This is a genomic window from Wolbachia endosymbiont of Spodoptera picta (genome assembly GCF_018141665.1).
Lineage (GTDB): Bacteria > Pseudomonadota > Alphaproteobacteria > Rickettsiales > Anaplasmataceae > Wolbachia.
In genome coordinates this window covers 1,090,463-1,111,011 of record NZ_CP067976.1, presented here as the reverse complement: position 1 = coordinate 1,111,011, position 20,549 = coordinate 1,090,463, and the positions used below count along the sequence as shown (strand labels likewise).

21 protein-coding genes and 1 tRNA gene are annotated in these 20,549 nt (G+C 33.6%); 8 read left to right on the top strand and 14 right to left on the bottom strand.

Annotated elements, in window-relative coordinates; translation table 11 throughout:
* The first annotated feature begins 3 nt into the window (after window positions 1–3).
* Window positions 4–1,788, top strand: a complete 1,785-nt coding sequence (locus JKF54_RS05025; RefSeq protein ID WP_211907833.1) for a ribonucleoside-diphosphate reductase subunit alpha — start codon at window positions 4–6, stop codon at window positions 1,786–1,788.
* Window positions 1,789–1,845: 57 nt separating this feature from the next.
* Window positions 1,846–2,313 carry a Holliday junction resolvase RuvX gene (gene ruvX, locus JKF54_RS05020; protein WP_211907832.1) on the top strand — a complete coding sequence of 156 codons (468 nt, stop codon included), beginning with the start codon at window positions 1,846–1,848 and terminating at the stop codon, window positions 2,311–2,313.
* 25 nt (window positions 2,314–2,338) lie between these two features.
* On the opposite strand, the gene ruvC is transcribed toward ruvX, so the two are convergent.
* From ruvC to pheS, 13 genes are all read right to left on the bottom strand, one after another.
* Entirely contained in the window at window positions 2,339–2,827 is a 489-nt protein-coding gene (gene ruvC / locus JKF54_RS05015; RefSeq protein WP_211907830.1) for a crossover junction endodeoxyribonuclease RuvC, read from the bottom strand.
* Entirely contained in the window at window positions 2,828–3,655 is an 828-nt protein-coding gene (locus JKF54_RS05010; RefSeq protein WP_211907828.1) for a cytochrome c oxidase subunit 3, read from the bottom strand.
* A 47-nt stretch (window positions 3,656–3,702) separates the two neighbouring features.
* On the bottom strand, window positions 3,703–4,362 hold the full coding sequence (locus tag JKF54_RS05005; protein WP_211907825.1) for a TenA family protein: 660 nt from the start codon (window positions 4,360–4,362) through the stop codon (window positions 3,703–3,705).
* A gap of 39 nt (window positions 4,363–4,401) precedes the next feature.
* Window positions 4,402–5,067 (bottom strand): TenA family protein, encoded by a 666-nt coding sequence (locus JKF54_RS05000; RefSeq protein ID WP_211907823.1) that lies wholly within the window; start codon window positions 5,065–5,067, stop codon window positions 4,402–4,404.
* A 109-nt stretch (window positions 5,068–5,176) separates the two neighbouring features.
* Window positions 5,177–6,343 (bottom strand): methionine adenosyltransferase, encoded by a 1,167-nt coding sequence (gene metK / locus JKF54_RS04995; RefSeq protein WP_211907821.1) that lies wholly within the window; start codon window positions 6,341–6,343, stop codon window positions 5,177–5,179.
* A gap of 39 nt (window positions 6,344–6,382) precedes the next feature.
* A tRNA-Ile gene (locus tag JKF54_RS04990) sits at window positions 6,383–6,459 on the bottom strand.
* Between the two features lie 8 nt (window positions 6,460–6,467).
* The gene (gene rpmA / locus JKF54_RS04985; RefSeq protein ID WP_006012184.1) at window positions 6,468–6,737 is read right to left on the bottom strand and encodes a 50S ribosomal protein L27; all 270 of its coding nucleotides are present in this window, start codon (window positions 6,735–6,737) and stop codon (window positions 6,468–6,470) included.
* A gap of 10 nt (window positions 6,738–6,747) precedes the next feature.
* The gene (gene rplU / locus JKF54_RS04980; protein WP_211907819.1) at window positions 6,748–7,050 is read right to left on the bottom strand and encodes a 50S ribosomal protein L21; all 303 of its coding nucleotides are present in this window, start codon (window positions 7,048–7,050) and stop codon (window positions 6,748–6,750) included.
* A gap of 218 nt (window positions 7,051–7,268) precedes the next feature.
* Window positions 7,269–7,748 carry an outer membrane beta-barrel protein gene (locus JKF54_RS04975; RefSeq protein ID WP_211907817.1) on the bottom strand — a complete coding sequence of 160 codons (480 nt, stop codon included), beginning with the start codon at window positions 7,746–7,748 and terminating at the stop codon, window positions 7,269–7,271.
* Window positions 7,749–7,982: 234 nt separating this feature from the next.
* The gene (locus JKF54_RS04970) at window positions 7,983–8,453 is read right to left on the bottom strand and encodes a P44/Msp2 family outer membrane protein (protein WP_211907815.1); all 471 of its coding nucleotides are present in this window, start codon (window positions 8,451–8,453) and stop codon (window positions 7,983–7,985) included.
* A 235-nt stretch (window positions 8,454–8,688) separates the two neighbouring features.
* On the bottom strand, window positions 8,689–9,225 hold the full coding sequence (locus JKF54_RS04965) for a hypothetical protein (RefSeq protein ID WP_211907813.1): 537 nt from the start codon (window positions 9,223–9,225) through the stop codon (window positions 8,689–8,691).
* Between the two features lie 78 nt (window positions 9,226–9,303).
* Window positions 9,304–10,539 carry an NTP transferase domain-containing protein gene (locus tag JKF54_RS04960; protein ID WP_211907811.1) on the bottom strand — a complete coding sequence of 412 codons (1,236 nt, stop codon included), beginning with the start codon at window positions 10,537–10,539 and terminating at the stop codon, window positions 9,304–9,306.
* Complete coding sequence (pheS, locus tag JKF54_RS04955) at window positions 10,540–11,583, bottom strand: phenylalanine--tRNA ligase subunit alpha (protein WP_211907809.1); 1,044 nt, start codon at window positions 11,581–11,583, stop codon at window positions 10,540–10,542.
* A gap of 558 nt (window positions 11,584–12,141) precedes the next feature.
* Between pheS and JKF54_RS04950 the strand changes: the two genes are divergently transcribed.
* Genes JKF54_RS04950 through JKF54_RS04940 form a run of 3 tightly spaced genes read left to right on the top strand, consistent with a single transcriptional unit; the run spans window position 12,142 to window position 15,136 of the window.
* Window positions 12,142–13,854, top strand: a complete 1,713-nt coding sequence (locus JKF54_RS04950) for a hypothetical protein (protein ID WP_211907807.1) — start codon at window positions 12,142–12,144, stop codon at window positions 13,852–13,854.
* A 40-nt stretch (window positions 13,855–13,894) separates the two neighbouring features.
* A complete protein-coding gene (locus JKF54_RS04945; RefSeq protein WP_139686594.1) occupies window positions 13,895–14,491 on the top strand; it encodes a riboflavin synthase in 597 nt (198 codons plus the stop codon).
* A gap of 57 nt (window positions 14,492–14,548) precedes the next feature.
* A complete protein-coding gene (locus JKF54_RS04940) occupies window positions 14,549–15,136 on the top strand; it encodes a CvpA family protein (protein ID WP_211907805.1) in 588 nt (195 codons plus the stop codon).
* Window positions 15,137–15,266: 130 nt separating this feature from the next.
* On the opposite strand, the gene JKF54_RS04935 is transcribed toward JKF54_RS04940, so the two are convergent.
* Window positions 15,267–16,592 carry a phosphomannomutase/phosphoglucomutase gene (locus JKF54_RS04935; protein WP_211907803.1) on the bottom strand — a complete coding sequence of 442 codons (1,326 nt, stop codon included), beginning with the start codon at window positions 16,590–16,592 and terminating at the stop codon, window positions 15,267–15,269.
* Between the two features lie 129 nt (window positions 16,593–16,721).
* Here JKF54_RS04935 and JKF54_RS06515 point away from each other — a divergent pair, with 129 nt between their 5' ends.
* From JKF54_RS06515 to JKF54_RS04925, 3 genes are all read left to right on the top strand, one after another.
* Window positions 16,722–17,885: a hypothetical protein gene (locus tag JKF54_RS06515; protein ID WP_246433135.1), complete on the top strand. Its 1,164-nt coding sequence runs from the start codon at window positions 16,722–16,724 to the stop codon at window positions 17,883–17,885.
* A 26-nt stretch (window positions 17,886–17,911) separates the two neighbouring features.
* On the top strand, window positions 17,912–18,736 hold the full coding sequence (locus tag JKF54_RS06510; protein ID WP_246433134.1) for a coiled-coil domain-containing protein: 825 nt from the start codon (window positions 17,912–17,914) through the stop codon (window positions 18,734–18,736).
* Window positions 18,737–18,929: 193 nt separating this feature from the next.
* Window positions 18,930–20,426, top strand: a complete 1,497-nt coding sequence (locus JKF54_RS04925) for an actin-bundling T4SS effector WalE1 family protein (RefSeq protein ID WP_246433133.1) — start codon at window positions 18,930–18,932, stop codon at window positions 20,424–20,426.
* The last annotated feature ends 123 nt before the right edge of the window (window positions 20,427–20,549 follow it).

Sequence of the window (20,549 nt, the reverse complement as noted above, 5' to 3'; positions counted from 1 at the left end):
CTTATGAATTACATTACTATTAATTACGCAAAAGATAGTAAATTAACCGATTTTGGAAAAGCAGTTCTATTGGATAGGTATTTAATAGAAAATGAAAGTTATCAAGATCTCTTTATACGTATTGCTAATTACTATTCTGATGATAGAAAACATGCACAACGTCTTTATGATTACATGAGCAACTTGTGGTTCATGCCTTCAACACCAATACTTAGTAACGGCGGTACCAAAAGAGGATTGCCTATTTCCTGCTTTCTTAATGAAACTGAAGATAGCTTGAAGGGAATAGTTGATCTATGGAATGAAAATGTTTGGCTCGCTGCACGTGGTGGTGGAATAGGTAGTTATTGGGGAAATTTACGTTCAATTGGTGAAAGTGTCAAAGGTAGCGGTAAAACATCAGGAATTGTGCCATTTATCGTAGTACAAAACGCTCTGACGCTTGCAATCAGCCAAGGATCCTTAAGAAGAGGAAGCTCAGCAGTTTATCTTCCTGTATGGCATCCAGAAATAGAAGAGTTTCTAGATTTACGTAAGCCAACTGGTGGTGACCCAAATCGCAAAGCATTAAATATACATCATGCTGTAATAGTAACAGATAAGTTTATGCAAGCTGTTGAAGATGATCAAGAATGGGATTTAATAAGCCCTCATAACAATAAAGTTATTTCAACAGTAAAAGCACGGGATATATGGATTAAAATATTAACAGCAAGAATTGAAACTGGAGAACCTTATATTATCTTTCTTAATGCAACAAATAACAATAAACCAGAACCTTACAAAAAGCTCAATTTAGATATCAAAATGTCAAACCTATGCAGTGAAATAACTTTAACTACAGGTTACGATCACCTGAACAAGTCGCGCACTGCTGTATGTTGTTTATCATCCGTAAATCTTGAATACTACGAAGAATGGAAAGATAATGAGCTTTTCATAGAAGATATAATGCGTTTTCTTGATAATGTATTAGAGGATTTCATAAACCATGCACCAAATGAAATACAGCGAGCAAAATATTCCGCAATAAGAGAGCGTAGTATCGGTCTTGGCGTGATGGGTTTTCATTCATTTTTACAAAGTAAAATGGTTCCTTTTGAATCAGTAACAGCCCAACAATGGAATAAAAAAATATTTAAGCATTTGCGCGAGCAAGCAGATGTAGTTTCTAAAAAATTAGCAGAAGAAAAAGGGCCATGTCTTGACGCTAAAGAAATCGATCTAATGGAAAGGTTCACACATAAACTCGCTATTGCTCCAACTGCCTCAATTTCGATTATCGCAGGCAACACTTCCCCTGGAATAGAGCCATATGCAGCAAACGTATTTATACAGAAGACATTGACAGGTTCATTTGTAGTACGAAATAAATTCTTGCAAAAACTACTAGCAGAAAAAAATCAAGACAATGATGAAACATGGTCCTCAATTTCAACAAATGAGGGTTCTGTTCAGCATTTAGATTTTCTTAGCAAGCATGAAAAACTGACATTTAAAACAGCATACGAACTTGATCAACAATGGATCATAGAACATGCAAGTGATAGAACTTCTTATATTTGTCAATCTCAATCAGTAAATCTGTTCTTACCTGCCAATGTGCATAAACGTTACTTACATAAAATACACATGCTTGCTTGGAAAAAAGGATTAAAGAGCTTATATTACTGCAGATCACAATCAATGCAGAGAGCTGACAAGGTCTCACATGACATATTCAAAAAAAGTGAAATATTGCAACAAAAAACAGATATTAATTATGATGAATGTCTATCATGCCAGTAGACTGTACATACCTTACTGTCACAAAAATACAATTGTACAAAAGTTATGTTTTCATAGATGCTACATAGAAATCCAGATGAATTTCTAAAGTCTATTCCAAGAGATAAACGTATAATGTGCCTTGATATGGGAGAAAAACAAATAGGCGTAGCATTTAGTGATAAAACACAGCTTATAGCTACAGCTCATAGTATATACTACAGAAGAAATATAAGCAAAGATTTAGGTTATCTGTATAGAATATTCAAAGAAAATGAAGCTGGATCAATGGTAATAGGACTACCATTCAAAATAGATGACCAAGAGACCGAATGGTGTAAAGCAATAATCCAATTCGCAAATAAAATAATAAAAAAATGTAAGATAAACATATATCTACAAGACGAAAGTTTATCAACATCTCTTGCAACTCACGCACTAAAAATTACCGGAATATCAATCACAAAATCAAAGAAAATAGATGATAAAATTGCCGCATGTATTATTCTGCAACGAACATTGGATAAGATAAACACCATCAAATAGTTTTTTAAACTGAATTCACGTAAAATTACTTGATCAAACAAGAACTTTTCGTATAAGCATGACAAATTGCTGTAGCAAGAGCGTCAGCAGCATGGTGACATTTTATATTTGAGTTTTTAACTACTTGCTTCACCATAAATATAATCTGATCCTTACCAGCATGACCATCTCCGGTAATGCTCTTTTTTATATAATTTGCATCATATTCATTCATGGTCAACTTCGTCATTTGTAATACTAAAATTGTAATTGCTCTTGCATATCCTAAAGTTAGTGAAGATTTTGGATTTTTATTAACAAAAATTTTCTCTACAGCAGCTTCATTTGGAGAATATAGAGAAATTACTTTCTTTAATTCTTCAAAAATTATATGTAGACGTTCACCTGTACCCAATTTACCATCAGTTGATATGGCACCACCACCCAAAAATTCAATACTATTCTTTTCTTCCAGGCTGATAATGGCCCAACCGGTTTTGCTTATCCCTGGATCTAGACCTATTATTTTAATCACTTAATAAAGGCTTAACCAATAAATAAACAGAAATAAAAATATCCAGACTAGATCGACAAAGTGCCAATACCAAGAAGCAAACTCAAAGCATAAGTGATCTTGAGGTGTAAATTGATCTTTTCGAGCTCTAAATAAACATACTGACAAAAATATTATACCTATTATAACATGCACACAATGAAAACCAGTAATCATGTAAAAGTTGGATGTATAAATAAGTTTTTCTCCTGTTTCTCGTAAAGAAAAACTTGCTTCATGATATTCGATTGCTTGCACTATTATAAAGAACATCCCAAGCAATATAGTTATAGACAGCATTTTAATCATGCTTTTTTTATCATTTTCAAGTAAAAAATGATGTGCTGAGGTAATTGTTGTACCAGAAAGTAATAATATTAGTGTATTCATGAATGGTAACGACCATGGATCAGGTGGTAAAATCCCTTCAGGGGGCCATTCAATTTTTTTTGTAGGAGAAAACGCTTCAAACAAAAAGATCGGATCAAGCCAGGCTTTAAAGAATGAACAAAAGAACGCTATAAAAAACACAACTTCCGAAAGGATAAATAAGTACATTGCAAGCTTGAGTCCATGTTTTACAATGGCAGTATGGCATTTATCATAAATTGCTTCTCTTATTACATCTCTCCACCAATAAAACAGCACTCCTGATACCGCAGAGATTCCCAAAACTAAACCAAATATTCCAGAAATTTGTTTATGGAGTGTACCAACTAATCCAAGTGCAAGAACAAGAATTGCTGCTGATATAGCAATTGGCCAGGGACTTGGGTCTACTAAATGAAAATCATGTTCTTTACTTTTCATATCATCTTCAAAAATACGTACCAAGCATACAAATTAGCTTAAAATTGTCAATATTTCTTAAAATCTTGATCAAATTTTGAAAAATTATATGCGCTATTCCAAAAGCCTAACTCAAATTGTGCAGTTATTTTAAATAATTCAAGCATTCTGGTCCTTTCACTTTCCCTTACTTTGTTACAATACTCGTCAACAATACCTTCCAAAGCAACACATCCAGATTCCATCAAGCTACTGCCAAAAAAATCAAACCAATCCTTATACCTATTATTTTTTTTAATTTTACTTCTCATACTACCAATAGCAACTTTATATATAAAATGGCAAGAGTAAATAACTGTTACAGCTTCATAAATTTCGCTATACGAAGTAGACAAAAGAAAGTTAGTAAAATTGAAACACTCTAGCGACTTTTCTCCACGATTTATGGAGTATACAGCAAAGTAGTGGTCGCATAACACTCTTATAATCTCTATTCCTCCTTGAGCCACCTCAATCAATGGAACAATGTTGTTACAACTCTCCATTTTTGATGCAATAATTAAAACAGTACGAACATAATCAGCTACAAAAAATGCATCTTGTTGTATATAAAACTTGAAATTTTCTATGTTTAAAGTATTATTTGCTAACTCAACATTGAAAGGATGCTCAATAATATCCTTTAAAAGATTTGACCCATAATAACTCTTAATTATACCACTAAACATCACATAAACTAGAATATAATTTAGTGTTAATACTACAGACTATGCTAGAGAATATATCTCATCCCAAAACATTATTTCTAGCTCTAGACCTCTCTTAAAAAACTCACGCATCTTTTTCCTCTCACAATCACCAGCCTTTGCATATAGATTATTTGCAACGTCAGTAACTTGATTAATCGTAGCATTCATTACTGTGTTATTATAAATATCAATCCACCCTTGATATCTGTGATCTTCAATTTTTTTAGGCATAACCTCTCCTACCATATGATTTATAATAATTTGGTATATATTAAAACAAGGACAAGACGCTGCTAAAGCTTCAGCAACAGAATTATGATATGCAGCACGCATAAAAAAGTCAGTGAAAGCAGAACAAGATTCTGATTTTTTATGATTATCGGATAAATCACAAGTCTCAAAATATTCAGTATACTGCTTTCGAACCGCAAATGTTCCCCTTGCTACATTAACCAAACTGCTCATTATTTCAATGTCATCAACTTTAGATGCAATAATCAATAAAGCACGAGTACAGTCCACTAAATATAAAAAATCCTGCTGAAGATAAATTTTGAACTTTTCATAATCTAGCGTATTGTTTATCAATTCAACATTGAAAGGATGTTCTTTTATTTCCTCAATAAGATCAGATGATTCTTTTATAGCAATATCATAAAATTCTTCTTTTGGTTTGTCGGACATCTTGTAAGCCTCATAAGTATTAAAACTAGTATAGTTACTAAAAAGTTACTTACAATTTATAATAAGTTATTATATCAGTATCAAGCTAGAAATAAAAGAGTTTAATAGTTTAAAGAAATTCTCTCTTTTCTTCTTCTATATTAAATTCTTTACAAAAATCAGTAGATAAGTCCACACCTTCCCAAGAAAATCCACCATCACTTTCCGATTCTTTACCAAAATGCCCATAGCAGGCTGTACGTTTATATATAGGACGATTAAGTGATAAATGTCTTATTATGCCTTTAGTTGATAAATCTATGTTACCTTCAATAAACCCTTTAATCCTCTCTTCATCTATTGTATTCGTGCCAAATGTATCAATGTAAAATGAAGTAGGTTTTGAGACACCAATTGCATAAGAAAGCTGCACAAGACAACGTTCAGCTAAACCTGCAAAGACAATATTTTTAGCAAGGTATCTCGCCATATAAGCTGCGGATCTATCAACTTTTGTTGCATCTTTTCCAGAAAACGCTCCTCCACCGTGTGGAATATAGCCTCCATAAGTATCAACCATAACTTTTCGTCCGGTTAATCCACAATCACCAACTGGTCCACCAATAACAAATCTACCTGTTGGATTGACTAAGAGATTTTCTTTAGGGCACATCCACCCTTCAGGTAAAGATGAAGCTATGTAAGGATAAATTATTTCCTTCACTTTCGATTGACTCAGATCCTCAAGATGCTGTATTGAAACAACAATACTTTCAGCACGCACTGGAAGGTTATTCTCATACGCCAAAGCGATTTGCGATTTTGCATCCGGACCAAGCTTTACCTCTTTGACCATACTCATAATATTTCTCAGAATCGAGTGTGCATAAAAAATGGGTGCTGGCATGAGGCTTTCTGTCTCTATTGTTGCATAGCCATACATTATGCCCTGATCCCCAGCACCTTGATCCACACCTATTGCAATGTCATTTGATTGTTCATGTAGTAATATATTTACTTTCACTGTTTCCCAGTGGAAACCATCATGCTCATAACCAATATCTTTTATTGTATTCCGTACAATACTTTCAATCTTGCTATTTTCAATGTTCGGCCCAAATACTTCCCCAGCTATAATAACATTATCTTTAGTAACCAAAGTCTCTATTGCAGTACGAGAGGAAGAGTCATTAAAAAGGTATTCGTCAAGTATTGCATCTGAAATCTGGTCTGCTACTTTGTCTGGATGACCGGCTGCTACTGATTCACTGGTTACTGAATTCTTATGTAAAACCATCGCTTAGTTACACGATATCAAAACTATTGCAAATTTAAATGGTGGGTCTGGGAAGAGTTGAACCTCCGACCTCACGCTTATCAGGCGTGCGCTCTAACCACCTGAGCTACAGACCCGTATCTATTCAAGCCAAGGCTTGCATATCATCTGTAGGCACAACATCAATAAACGTCTTTTTATTTGCTGATTTTCTAAAACTCACCCAGCCTTTCGTTTTAGCAAAAATCGTATGATCTTTACCCATACCAACATTCTTTCCAGGATGAAATTTTGTACCTCTTTGACGTACAATTATGTTACCTGGAATAACCTCACCATTCTTCTTTATCCCGAGCCGACGCCCTGCCGAATCTCTGCCATTACAGGAACTACCACCTGATTTTTTAGTTGCCATATCTTACCTCTTACTTTTGAAGACGAATTTCATTGATACGAAGAACAGTAATATACTGCCTATGACCATTTTTCCTACGGTAATTTTTTCTTCTCTTTTTCTTAAAGATTATAATTTTTTTATCTCTACACTGCTCCAGTACTTCAGCTTTAACAACAGCATTAGATGAACAAGATAAGCCATTACTTGAAACACAAATCACTTTATTGATTTCTACTTCCTCTTTTTCTTCAGCTTGTAATCTTTCTACTTTAATTATGCTGCCTTTTTTTACTAAATACTGCTTTCCACCAGTTTCGATTACTGCAAACATGACAAATATCAATTATTGTTAGTAACACTAATCGTAAATGATGTTACACATACTGTCAATATAAATAAAAACATGAAATACTTCTACCTTTATCTGCTTTTCCTCGTGGAGAGTAGTCAAGTTTTAAAACTTGACTACTCTTAAATTCTCTTAGTCTCATGAAAACTTTACGACGTTAATAAAAACTCAAGCTTCCACTAAAAACATTCAATCGGAGCTTATAAATTAAAACTCATTCCAAGTTCAAACCCATGAGAAAAATTACTGAACTTGTGAAGTTTATAGCCAGCGAAAACATTCGTTCTCTCAGAAAGTGGAAGATTAATACCAGAACCTATCTGGTAGGAAAAAAACTTTTCTACGTCTGGCTGTTGACCTTGCTGTGCTGGTGGAGATACTTTAGCTCCACCTCCTACACCAAAAGTAACATAAGGAATAATATCCGTACTTTCAAATTTATAATGATAATGAAGCTTTGCCATGAATCCTAGCTCTGCCAAAGATCCTTCAAACAAAACAGATTTGACTACAGGACCAGCTGAAATTTTTATGCTATCTGTATAATGATAGCCAAGATCATAATTAACACCAAGATTGCCATATGACGACGAAGTATAGATTCTATCTTTAATCCAATCAACTCCAAAAGACGGTGCTGACAGAGAACAGCAGACTACTAAAGTAAGTAATTTTTTCATTTTTACCCTCTAACCATGAATATACGCATATATACTCACAGAAAAGTTAAAAATTACATAACTTACATAATAAAATCGGAATCACTTTCTTAGCTACTTGCATTTCTCTTGCAATTGCCAAACTTCTCTTTGTCACATTTTGTTACCTACTGCAATCATCATTTTAGCCTATATCACTTGCTTTTTTTCAACAAAAATTCAAACCAGACTTCACTAAAAACATTCAATCGGAGCTTACAAATTAAAACTCATTCCAAATTCAACCCCATGCGAAAGTTCATGAAACTTCTGCAGCTTGTAGCCAGCAAAAACACTTGTTCTCTCAGAAAGTGGAAGATTAATACCAGAACCTATTTGATAAGAAAAAAATTCTTCTACTTCTGGCCCTTGATTTTCTGAAAGAGGAATTTTAGCAACTCCTCCTACACCAAAAGTAACATAAGGAGTAATATCTGTATTTTCAAATTTATAATGATAATGAAGCTTTGTCATAAGTCCCGCGTCTAAAATCCCTTCACTCATAACAAGTTTAACTGCAGGACCAAATGAAATTTTAATGCTATCTGTACAATGATAGCCAAGATCATAATTAATACCAAGCATGCCATACGACGAAGAGGTGTAGGTTCTATCTTTAACCCAATCAACTCCAAAAGACGGTGCTGACAAAGAACAGCAAGCCAACAAAGTAAGTAACTTTTTCATTTTTATCCTCCAAAGATTAATATATGCATATACAAGCATATAAATATTAAAAATAGTATAAATTGCAAGTAAAAAATTGGAATTATTTTATTTTTTTTGTTATTTGTCTTTCTCTTGCAATTGCAAATTGGCATATCTTTCACTATCTGCTGCAATCATCATTTGAGTCTACATCACTTACTTTCGCTTCAATATAATTTCCCACTAGCCTTTACTAAAAATATTCAATCAGAGTTTACAAATTAAAGCTCATTCCTAGCTCAATTCCATGAAAAATTTTATGAAACCTTTGCAATTTGTAGCCAGCAAAAACACTTGTTCTTTCAGAAAGTGGAAGATTAATACCAGAACCTATTTGATAAGAAAAAAATTTATCATTGACTATAGTTTTGAAAACCTCTGCCAATAGGGTACTTATGTTTTCACCTACATTATCAGCTCTACTTATTTTAGGTTTAGCCTTCATTGTACGAACTATAACAGGACCAACACCAGCAGTAATATAACGAGTCATACTCGTACCTTCAAATTTATGATGATAATGAAGCTTTGCCATAAGCCCCATAACTCCTCCAAATTCTTCATCAAGAGTAGGTTTGATTACATAGCCAACTGAAATTTTAGTGCTATTTGTATAGTGAAAACCAACATCATAATTAATACCAAGCCGGCTATATGACAAAGAAGTATAGATTCTATCTTTAATCCAATCAACTCCAAAAGACGGTACTGACAGGAAACAACAGACCACCAAAATAAGCAACTTTTTCATTTTTAACATGTATATTGATATACATGTATACTAATGCATATATTAAAAATAACATAATTCGCGTAATAAAAATTAGAGTTATTTTATTTTCTTAGTTATTTGCCTTTCTCTTGCAATTGCAAGACTTTTCTCTGGCACATCCTCTACTATAACGCTACCTGCTGCAATGACAGAGTCATCATGCACATTAAGCGGTGCAATTAATGAACTATTGGCACCAATAAAACAATTGCTTCCAATATTTGTTTTATGTTTCTTTTTCCCATCATAATTACAAATAACGGTACCTGCACCTATATTACTCCCCTGCCCTACCTGAGTATTTCCTATATAACTTAAATGCTTTATCTTAGTATTTATACCTATATCACTTGCTTTTGTTTCAACAAAATTACCTATGATTGCACCATCACCTATTGTTGTATTTTCACATTTGGCAAATGGACCAACCCTAACACCAGATCCTATTTTTACTCCAGGACCAAAAAAAACGTATGGGTAAACAATCGAATCCATACCAATTTGCGTATCAAGAGAGAAGAAAACAGTTTCTGGAGCAACAAGCGTTACTCCAGAGTTAGTGAAAAACTTTCTTTTTTCTTCTTGAAAGTAAAACTCGGCCTTTGCAAGGTCATTCCTATTATTTATGCCAGTTGCCTCCTCCTCATCAGCAATAACATAGCCGACATTTAAATTACTCTTTACTGCAATGGCAACGATATCGGTCAAGTAATATTCATGAGCTTGGTTATTACACTCTATTTTCTCCACCAATTTACGTAGATTCTTTTCACGTGCAACCATTATTCCGGCATTAGCAAGAAATTCCTCATCATTATTTCTACCATTTTGTGCTTCTATGATTTCTCTTAGGGAACCGTTCTCAATAATTAGTCTACCGTATCCTTTATTATTAGTTTTAAACCCAAGACAAACTAAAGCATTGCTCTCTCCTAAGCAGCTTATCATTTTAGTTATTGTGCTGCTTTTTATTAGTGGAGTATCCCCATACTGCACAACAACAATATCTGACAATTCTTTCAGGTTTCTCATTGCAATTTTGACTGCATCCCCTGTACCGAGCGTTGACTCTTGTGTAATTAGTTTTATACCCTCAAAGCATTTCAGCCTTTGAGTTAAAGGTAAATCGACTACAATAACTATTTTTTCAGGATTCAGCTGCTTTGCATTGTAAATGACATGCTCAAGCATGGAGAAATTACCTATTTTGTGCAGAACCTTAGGCAAGCTTGAATTCATTCGTTTACCATGCCCAGCAGCAAGTACAACAAATGTATAAGATTTATTTGTCACTTATCTTAAAGACGAAAAATGAAAACCATAATGGTTGAGCCAACTAACTCTATTGTCGTAAAAGCTCCTTAGATCACTAATTTGATATTTCAGCATTGCTAGCCTTTCTATACCAATCCCAAATGCAAAGCCACTGTATTTAGTATGGTCTATTCCAACATTTTTAAAGACATTTGGATGCACCATACCACATCCAAGTACTTCAATCCATTTACTACCTTTATAACTTATGTCCACTTCTGCAGAAGGCTCAGTAAAAGGAAAAAAACTATTACGAAAGCGTATTTTTAGACCTTTATCTCCGAAAAATTTACTAAGGAAGAGATGAATAGTAAATTTTAATTGGCCCATATTGACATTTTCATTAACATAAAGCCCTTCTATCTGATGAAACATAGGAGTGTGAGTTGCATCAAAGTCATTTCTGTATACCCTGCCTGCAGCCACTATTTTAATTGGAAAAGTTTTTGTCTTTTCCATAGTTCTAATCTGCACAGATGAGGTATGAGTGCGCAGCACCATTCTTTTATCGTTTATTTTATTCTTTAAGTAAAAGGTATCTTGCTCCTCTCGCGCAGGATGATGACTTGGAGTATTTAGCGCATCAAACACGTGAAATTCATCTTCAATATCAGGACCATCAACTGCTTTGAAGCCCATATGTGCAAAAATGAGCTTTACTTCACTTATAACTTTGCTCAGTGGATGAATCTTGCCAATTCTTTCTGGTCTGACAGGCAGTGTGATATCAACTGCTTCATTTTGCAGTTTTAACTTAACTTCTTTATCTTTTAGTTCATTTTCTTTGCTTGTTATAAGCTGGTCTATCTTATTGCGTAAAACATTAATCACTGCACCTAGGTCGCGTTTTTCTCCTGCATCATCTATATTCTTTAAGTCATCGAAATAAGCTTTTACTACACCCTTTCTCCCCAAGTATGACAACCTAAGTTTTTCTAAATCCTGCAAAGAAGCAGCATTTTCAATCTCAGAAACTGCCTTATCTTCAAGTAAAGGTATTTCGCTTATTAGCTCTTTATTCACCTTAAAAACGCTAGCTTAAACTTTCATTATAGTGCAATCTTTAATATCATCAATAAAACTATTTGGATAAAAAGGTGTCATCCCAGTGCTTGACACTGGGATCCATAACAGGTAATAAGAAGTGCTGGAATGACATCTCTATAGGACTCCTAACTAATACAGAATATTAAAAAATTTACCAGGCGAAAAAAAAGGCAAAAGAATCCCCCAGTAGTGAGTTTTGACCCTATAATAATGTAAATTGGCATTGTAATAATGTGCTAACGCTTAAAATAAGCGTGTTTTAGCTGAATGTAGAAAAATAAAAAAAGCCGCTATAATTTTATGTAATCTGCCAATATATACCTGAGTTTTTTACTGAATTTTGTTATTAAATCTGCAGAGATTAAAAACAAGGATAAACACTCTCATTGTCATGATAAGAAGACTGATGAGGTTTGTAAAGTAACTTTTTCTGCTTATTGAACCCAACGCGCCGCTGTTATACAAGGGTGCTATAATTATTAATTTATTGACTAATTATATTTTTTATTTCACTTTATATTAAAAAATTTACTCATGCATAGTAGTAACATAGAAACTAAGAAAAAATACGAAATCGAGGATTTACCTAAGTTTTTTAAGAATAGATCCAAAGACATAAGTAAGGCATTTTCTAACGAAGTACTGGAGATTAGCACCATTCGCTCAAAAAATATTACAAGTGATAAGCAAGAGTTTTCATTTAAGATCAAGCTGCTGACAGAGGTAAACCCTAATACAATATTACCTCAAATAAAACATTTAATTGACTTTTTTAAAATCTGCCTTTCTCAGGAGAAAAACTTCACAGCCAATATAAAAGTAGCAAAAGAAAGCGAAGAACTATACAACAACTACCATAAAGCTAATAAAACTGTAGAAGAATGCATAAGTAATGCTCCAATTCAAATCCTCCTGCAGGGCATAACGATAACGCTACAAACAAACGTTAAAAACATTAACCTCGATAGCTTGCAACAAATCGAGATATTCTTAGATGAGCAGCTAAAACATTTAGAAAAAGCCAAAAGTGAGGAGCAAAGTCAAGATACATTACAAGTAGAAGAAACTGAAAACAAAAACGAAAATGTGGTTGAAAAAAGGAACACGCAAGATAAACAAATTGTACAAGGTTCGTTTGGCTACAATATAGCAAGTAACAGAAAGCAAATTACACGTGCACCATTAATTGTTGCTGCAATGCATGAAAATTTTTCCTGGTTTAGGTCTCTTTTTCAGCAATTCAATTTTTTTAATGCAACACAATTCTTTTTCCCACAACTGCAAAAATTTTCTATACAGAATAGCAATATACCATCTGGTGTCATTCCAGCGCAAAAAGAACCAGTGTCAGAAACTCGGATAACAGAGGGTAGTATAGGAAATCTAGTACCTCAAGAAACAGAGCGGGATATAGGTCAAACTAGGCCGCACACAGACTACTTTAAAGCTAACAGAAAAAAGAAGTCAAAAAAGCAGGCTAAAGAATTATTGCAAGAAGAAAAACAATCAATCATAAAACAAGCTCAAATTGATGCTAGAGTAGCTATGATAGATAATGTAGCTGAGCACAAGGGAAAAAAACTCGATGAAATATTCGTAGAAGTAGTAAGTGAATATAAAAATCAAGACTCAGATACATTTTACAATATTTTCAACTCAGTATTTAATATTATTTATTTCCAAGATAAACAACTACATGAAGTATTAGAACCAGATGAGATATCAGAAGTGCTAGAGGTACTCAAAAGGCCACAACCCCCTAATAATTCACTTTTAGGTAAAGAATATTTACAAAAGCAAGTATATAGAAAAAAAGAGCAGTTGATTAAATTAGTTTCAGGCCAACCTTCTCCACAGCCTAAAAATGTTTCTCATGAAATTTTACCAAGTAAAGCTGTAGACCATTTACCAAAAACAAATGAAGCTAAAACTCGATTGCCTACTAATATTAGGCTCAAATCACCATTAAAAGCTATGTTTTCTTCGAAAGAGACTTATTTTTGTCTATTTTTAGTAGCAGCTTCTATATCAGCACTCTGCCTATGGCACTTGCCGCTGGGAAAAGTGTCAATTTTAAAGGAATTGGTGCCAACAGAAAAAAGGGAAAGTATCGGTCTAACATTAAACATAGGGTTACCAATATTAATTACACTGTGCGTTTTGAACCTGGCTTACTTTCTATATTCTGAATATTCTGTAGAATCTATTGAGCAGATAAGTAAAAAAGATCTTCCTTTGCGCACCTAACAAATAAGATCTTTTGTGATATAATTATTTATTTTATTGCATGTTTAAAGGAATTATCAAAGATATTGGCACTATAACTGATATCACTATCCACCCTAACTCTGATCAAATCTTCCATATTGAGACACAAAATTTATCCTCTATAAACAAAGGAGATTCAATATCCTGCTCCGGAGTGTGTTTAACTGTTGTCAACATAATGAGCAATGTATTCACAGTTCAAGTATCTCAAGAAACCATGAAGGTTTCTAACTTAAATACGTGGAAAACAGGGAAAAAAATAAACCTAGAACAAGCAATGAAACTGAGTGACAGAATTGACGGCCACTTGGTTCAGGGTCATGTGGATGACACAACAGAAATTTTAACAATCAATCAAAATTTAGAATCTCATGAAATCAGACTATCATGCCCACAAGAATTAATTAAATTTGTTGCAAAAAAAGGTTCTGTAACGCTAGATGGAGTTTCCCTTACAGTAAATTCAGTTGTCGATCAAGAATTCACTGTGAATATCATTCCCTATACATGGAAAAACACAACTTTTCAGCATAATAAAATAGGTAATTACCTAAATTTAGAAGTTGATATGATTGCTCGGTACTTAGACCAGCTGATAAAATATCAACACAATTAATTTTACAACTTTGTTATTTACAACTATTATATCTTGAAAATCATATAGATACAAAATATGTTTTTCGATAGCCTAATTATCTTTATTATTGTCTTGTGTGTAATAATATCGATAACTAGAGGTTTTATAAAAGAGCTATGTGCATTAATGTTCTTGCTCTTATCAGTCTTTTTGACAGCTAGTTACTATGATTTTTTTATTATAAATTATAGTAAGTATTTTGACTCTAAAGTTACACAAAACATACTTTCTACAATCTCTGTATTTATTATACTTAATCTTACATTCATGACAATGAATAACTGGCTAATGTACATATTATCACCTATAAGGTTGGGATTAATGGATAGAGTTACTGGAATCTTTGTCGGAGCACTCAGAGGAATATTGCTTTCTTATGTACTATTTTTTGCTGTGCACTTATATTGCCACACAGTATATGATAAAAAAGAGGGAGAGTCTAAAATAGACGCAGAAGACATATTGCCCAATTGGATAATAAATTCACACTCTTATCAGGCTTTATTTGTGACAACAGAAGAAGTAATTAACATGTATGTACCAGAGTCATTGATACTAAAAATAAAAGAGATCGGTGAGGAAATGGTTGATCAAGAAAAACCTCAAAACAATAAAGAAAAGTGAGTGTTGATTTTCTATAGCTAAACTATCCTAGACAGCTATTATCCACAGCAATTCGCTATAGGTTACCAATTCCTATTACTAATCAAACAAAACTGCAAACATTGACGAATAAGTAAATCATCAAAAAAATTTAAATGTATAATTTTAGTTCATCAATGTAATACAACAAAACTTTTTTAGTGAATTCAAAATCTTCTAAGGTATTTCCTTCACATCTTGCTGTTATGCAGTTTTGCGTATTTGATACTCTAAGAAGCCACCAACCTTTATCATCAGTTACCTTAATTCCATCAAGCTCTGAAAATACAATGTTTTGCTGCTTTAGTGTCTCCTTTATTGATTCAATTATTTGAAATTTTTTCTCATCCTTCACTACAATTTTCACTTCATGAGTGATATATAACTTTGGTAAATCTTTAATCATCTCAGATAGGCTTTGGTTTTTCTTAAGTAAAATATCAATGGCTTTAATAGCAGAATATAGTCCATCATCAAAACCTAGCTCAGAAAAGAAAAAATGTCCACTCAGTTCACCGGCAAACTTTGCTCCTTCTTCTACCATCTTTTTCTTAACTAGTGAGTGTCCAGTTGCACAGATAATTATTTGCCCTCCTAATTTGCTAACGAAATCATGCACTTTCATACTCATTTTTACGTTGGCAATAACCTTGCTTTTTGGGTGTTCCGCCAATACTTCACGTGAAAAAATCATAAACAAGTGATCATTGGAAACAACATTACCTTTATTATCAATCAAGCGTACCCTATCACCATCACCATCAAGTGCAATACCAAGATCACATTTATCTTTCTTGACAATATCTATTAACTGAGCAAGATTTTTCTCTTCTATGGGATCTGGGTCATGCAGTGGAAACGTTCCATCTATAAAGCTATTGGTTACGATGTGTATATGATCTGGTAAAATCTTTTCAATATACCTTACAATTGTTGGGCTATTGCCAAAATCCCAGGCTATTTTTAGTTTTTGTGTAGTGTTATTCTTGAGCACATCTTTTAATATGTTAACGTACTCACTATATATATTCGTGTTAATTAAGCTTCCAATTTTCGTGCTGTTTTTAATTGTATTGCCTATAATTTCCTTCATTTCTTGATCTGAGTAAACTTTTTTACTACTGAAAAATTTAAAGCCGTTATATTCTCTGGGATTATGAGAAGCAGTGATCATAATCCCAAGATCTGCCTGCATTGTTGCAGCGTAGAGCATAGGTGAAGAACAGAGCCCAACGCGTATAACATTCGCACCGGATAAAATCAAGCCTCTGATTAATTCTTTTTCTATGCTTGGTGAATCTATCCTGCTGTCATAGCCTACACAAACGTTAGCTGCAGTTTGACCAAATTTTCTGCCTATTTCATACCCATCACTGATCTGCAGGTCTCTGCCTACCACACCTCTAATATCGTATTTTCTTATAATAGTATTGTCCATACTGCACTTCTTGGAGTGGTTAATATATAACATTCCCGCCAAATACTCAAGTTTATTTAACTATAAGATTAGTTGATTTTTTAAGAAAATATGCTAATATTATAATATAGTTCTCTAAAAATAGAAATTATGCTAAAAGAAAACTTATTTATAGCTGAAAATCAAGGTTTAGATGTAGATGAGCAAAAGAAAAATGATATTTTAAGTTTCATTAAATCTTGCAAAAATTTTCAGGATTTTATCAGAAAACTAGAAGAAGAAAATTTAATCTGGTACTTTATTGGTCCTTTACACAAAGATGAGAACATTAAAGAACAGGTAAGTTCAAAGTGGAAAGAGGAGTTTCAAAAGTTTGAGCAATCAATAAATGCAACACATAAAAAATTCGCAAAATCTCTACCAAGTGAAAATTTCTTAGTATATACAACACAAGATAATGAATTTAAAATTAGATTTGAAAATAAAGAAAAACCAATAGAGATTAGCACCCTTTTAAGAGCCAGTGACGAAGGCAAGGTTTATAACCTATCTTTAGGGAAAGATAGTCAAATAACTGCAACCAAAAAAGGCAGCGAAAGGCACTATGATTTTACTGGTTCAAGCTCATGTGAGATGACCATTAACTGGCAAGCTAAGGATTCTAAAGGCAATAGCATAGATTGTAGCATGACTGTAGAAGTAAGTTCTAAGGGCATAAAAAGAGTGATTGGTGAACCAAAATTTGGAGGAATAACGAGTTCAGAAGAAGCATTAAAATTAGTTGAGCAGAATAAAGAAGTTTTTATCAACAAAAAAACTCTGCATCAAGCTTTTACTGACATGGGCAAAAGTGTGAACGAGCAGCAAACGCTGGCAGAGGAAATATTTACAAAAGATCCACCACAGTCACCTATACCAAGTAGTAGTGGATATTCTTCTCCTGATTCGCGTAGAAGTTCTTTTTTCACTGAGAGCGAAATTGGTGATGAAGAGTCTGAAATCACTGATGAATACATTGACGACGGTTACGATCAACAAAAAATGCACAAAGATTATGACAGAAAGTATGAGCAAGAGGGATTAAAAGGTGTAGATGAGACTATAAATGAAATTAACAAACTTGCAAAGCAGCGTGATGATCTAATCTCGGAACGTGATTACCTGAGAAATGAAATTAACGAACAACAGGAAGCAATGCGTGAAAGAGATCAAAAAATCAAGGAACAAGATGCTTCTGTTAAGTCACTTATGGAGGAGCACAAAAAATTAAAAGAGCGTAACCAAAAGATAGAAAGGAAGGTGATACAGAAATAAGAACATTAAGTGAAGAAAAGCAAATTTTGGAAGGAGAAGTTAAAAGACTTAAAGCTGAATTGAAAAGAATAACGCAAGAAAAAGATCAAGGTATTGAACAACTAACACAAAAGATAAAGGCGTTAGAAAAAGAACTACAGGATAAAAATGATGTAATAAAGAGCTTAAATGATCAGTTGAAAGACAAAGAAGATGAAGTTCAATCAGTAAATGGGATAAACAAAGAACTACAGAAGAAATTGAAGCAAAGTGAAGCTAAGTTAAGTGCACTAGAAAAAAAGAATGCAAATTTGGAAAATAATCTAAAGAAAACATTGGAAGAAGGTTCACAAGATAATCATGAAAAGCAGTTTGTAGAACAATGGATGGAAGCAAAAAATGAAAACGAAAAATTGACTTATACAGCAAATCAATTAGCTGAAGAATTAAATCAACTGCAAAAAGAAAAAGAAGTTTTGGAGGAAAAAATTCGACAACTTGAACCCGGAAGATCACTTGCGGATGAGTTCAGTGAAGTAAATGCGAAAGTAGCTACTTCAACTCAAACTGAAGTTGAATATGAAAGTAGAGGAATCGAGGCAAGTGATCACGAAACTACAGTTCCTAAAACACAAGACCAAGGTACAAATGCAGGTATTGATGCATCATCTTCAACAGATCAAAAAAAGACCAAGGAAGAAGAAGCTCGAACAAACATACCACAAAACATTATGGATTGGCCTATTCCAATTCCGAATGATAAACCAGAAGAGCAGGAAACTCCATTAGAGCCAACTAAGGTAAATACAGAATTATCAGATCCAAAATCAACCCCTGCTGAGATTCCTAAAAAATCCACCCCTTCAAAATGATGAGTTTTTGCTTCAACTATAGCTAATCCAAACGAAACATCATACCGCAACAATCACTAATTTTCTGTGCTTTCAAAAAAACACATCAAGCAAAATCATTTGAGAGTAAGTGGACATTGTTAGATGAATTAACCCTAACTTAAGAATCAGATATATACAATATTAGTATGTTTAATTAATAGTGAGGTTTAAAATGTCACCTAGTGAAAAAAACTCTTCAAATTTTGTTGAAACTAAGCAAGATGATCTTAAAATGATTCAAGATTCTTCATTAAATTCAGATATCATTCACGATCCCAAGAAGCTAAAAGACAGAATTATGGATCTGTTAAAAGGAGATATAGCATTCTCTAAAATGAAGCAAGGAGATCAAGCTCTTGTAGTAGGTACAGCAAGTGGATTATTTTCAGCAGTGTTACCACTTTTGGCAGTTGGTGCAACACTTGCTATACCAAGTGCTATAGTTGGTCTTACTCTATTTTTCGCTGTGAAAGTTGCTGTAAAAGCAGTTCAATCTGGATATAAAGGACTCAAATGGTCAGCAGAAAAAACAGTTGAAGGGGCGAAGCATATTGGCGGAAAAATTAAGGATGGCTATGAGTATTCAGCAGATTCACTGAAGAGAGGTGCTAGTTTTGTAAGTGAAAAAACAAAGGAAAAGACAAGTAATGTGCTCACTGCAACAGCGAATAAATTATATCGTGCAGCTGGTAATGAGAATTATTCAGATAGAATAGATAATGAGCTTATTCCTGATTCACCACAAAAGAAGAGAGCTCAAGAAGTGAAAGAAGATCTTATAGCAATTTGTACTGATGGAAAAAATAATTCCACGTTAATAAAGAGCATACTTTCTGGAATATCAGAAAAAATAGAAGGAAAAATAGCAAAAGAAACATATCTTGATTGGAGAGATTATTTGCCAGACCAGCTAGTAGATAAATGGAGAGAGCAGAAAAAATTTATTGATAACTTGGACGCAGATGGTTTGCGTAACTTAGTTACAAAAAGACTATCAGATAAAGATAAATACTTTAAAGACAGTATTTTCTCTGAACATCATGATGAGATTAAGGAAGTTATTAAAGAATGCAAGGAAGAGCATACTCATTTTAATACTTTAGAAAGGCTTAATAAGTCAGCAAAAAGGCATAAAGCAAGTTCTATGAATTCACTGGAAAATAGCTTATCAGGTAGTAGTTCAACGAGTTCTATAAGTACTGTTAGCAGCAAAGCAGAATTATTAAATCCTAATGAGCATAAGGAAGTAAAAGCACCTACTTCACTTTGGAGCAAGTTGTCATCATCACTAAAAGGTGGCAAAAAGCCAGAGGAAGCTACTTATATAAGATATCAAGATTCTGAGTTGGATCAGATACAATCTGCGGAGATAGGAAATAGCCGTTTTTATGTTGCTCCGGAGAAACCGCCAAGAAGCAATTCAATGGGTTCTTTAAGCACTGACAGTACTGCTACAACTTCTAGCTTTGCCAGTTACCGTCGTAATTCTGATAGTGGGTTCAATTCACCAAGTTCTTCTACTCCACAAAGACACAGTCCTTCTCAAGAAACAAGATTTGGTCTAGGAGTTACGGAAGAGCTCACTGAGAAGTTGGCAAAACGACGTGCGATTGTAGATCAACCAAACGTAGAATCTGTTCAACAAAAAGCTGAGCCTAGTAAAGGATAAACAAAACCGCTTATCATTCTAAAAGGATGTTACTCATTGAGTAACATCCTTTTTCCATTTGATCAAAATGTTCGCTTATTTAAGATCAGTTTTCTAGCACTGGGCCAATTATTGAGTTTCTCT

Bases quoted from the DNA above. Each gene is read 5' to 3' on its own strand.
- JKF54_RS04940 (WP_211907805.1), top strand. From the start codon at position 14,549: ATGTTTTTCGATAGCCTAATTATCTTTATTATTGTCTTGTGTGTAATA.
- ruvX (WP_211907832.1), top strand. From the start codon at position 1,846: ATGCTACATAGAAATCCAGATGAATTTCTAAAGTCTATTCCAAGAGAT.
- JKF54_RS04970 (WP_211907815.1), bottom strand. From the start codon at position 8,453: ATGAAAAAGTTACTTACTTTGTTGGCTTGCTGTTCTTTGTCAGCACCG.
- rpmA (WP_006012184.1), bottom strand. From the start codon at position 6,737: ATGGCAACTAAAAAATCAGGTGGTAGTTCCTGTAATGGCAGAGATTCG.
- JKF54_RS06515 (WP_246433135.1), top strand. From the start codon at position 16,722: ATGCTAAAAGAAAACTTATTTATAGCTGAAAATCAAGGTTTAGATGTA.
- rplU (WP_211907819.1), bottom strand. From the start codon at position 7,050: ATGTTTGCAGTAATCGAAACTGGTGGAAAGCAGTATTTAGTAAAAAAA.
- JKF54_RS04975 (WP_211907817.1), bottom strand. From the start codon at position 7,748: ATGAAAAAATTACTTACTTTAGTAGTCTGCTGTTCTCTGTCAGCACCG.
- JKF54_RS04925 (WP_246433133.1), top strand. From the start codon at position 18,930: ATGTCACCTAGTGAAAAAAACTCTTCAAATTTTGTTGAAACTAAGCAA.
- metK (WP_211907821.1), bottom strand. From the start codon at position 6,343: ATGGTTTTACATAAGAATTCAGTAACCAGTGAATCAGTAGCAGCCGGT.
- JKF54_RS04935 (WP_211907803.1), bottom strand. From the start codon at position 16,592: ATGGACAATACTATTATAAGAAAATACGATATTAGAGGTGTGGTAGGC.
- JKF54_RS04950 (WP_211907807.1), top strand. From the start codon at position 12,142: ATGCATAGTAGTAACATAGAAACTAAGAAAAAATACGAAATCGAGGAT.
- JKF54_RS04965 (WP_211907813.1), bottom strand. From the start codon at position 9,225: ATGAAAAAGTTGCTTATTTTGGTGGTCTGTTGTTTCCTGTCAGTACCG.
- JKF54_RS04945 (WP_139686594.1), top strand. From the start codon at position 13,895: ATGTTTAAAGGAATTATCAAAGATATTGGCACTATAACTGATATCACT.
- JKF54_RS05010 (WP_211907828.1), bottom strand. From the start codon at position 3,655: ATGAAAAGTAAAGAACATGATTTTCATTTAGTAGACCCAAGTCCCTGG.
- JKF54_RS05000 (WP_211907823.1), bottom strand. From the start codon at position 5,067: ATGTCCGACAAACCAAAAGAAGAATTTTATGATATTGCTATAAAAGAA.
- JKF54_RS05025 (WP_211907833.1), top strand. From the start codon at position 4: ATGAATTACATTACTATTAATTACGCAAAAGATAGTAAATTAACCGAT.
- JKF54_RS05005 (WP_211907825.1), bottom strand. From the start codon at position 4,362: ATGTTTAGTGGTATAATTAAGAGTTATTATGGGTCAAATCTTTTAAAG.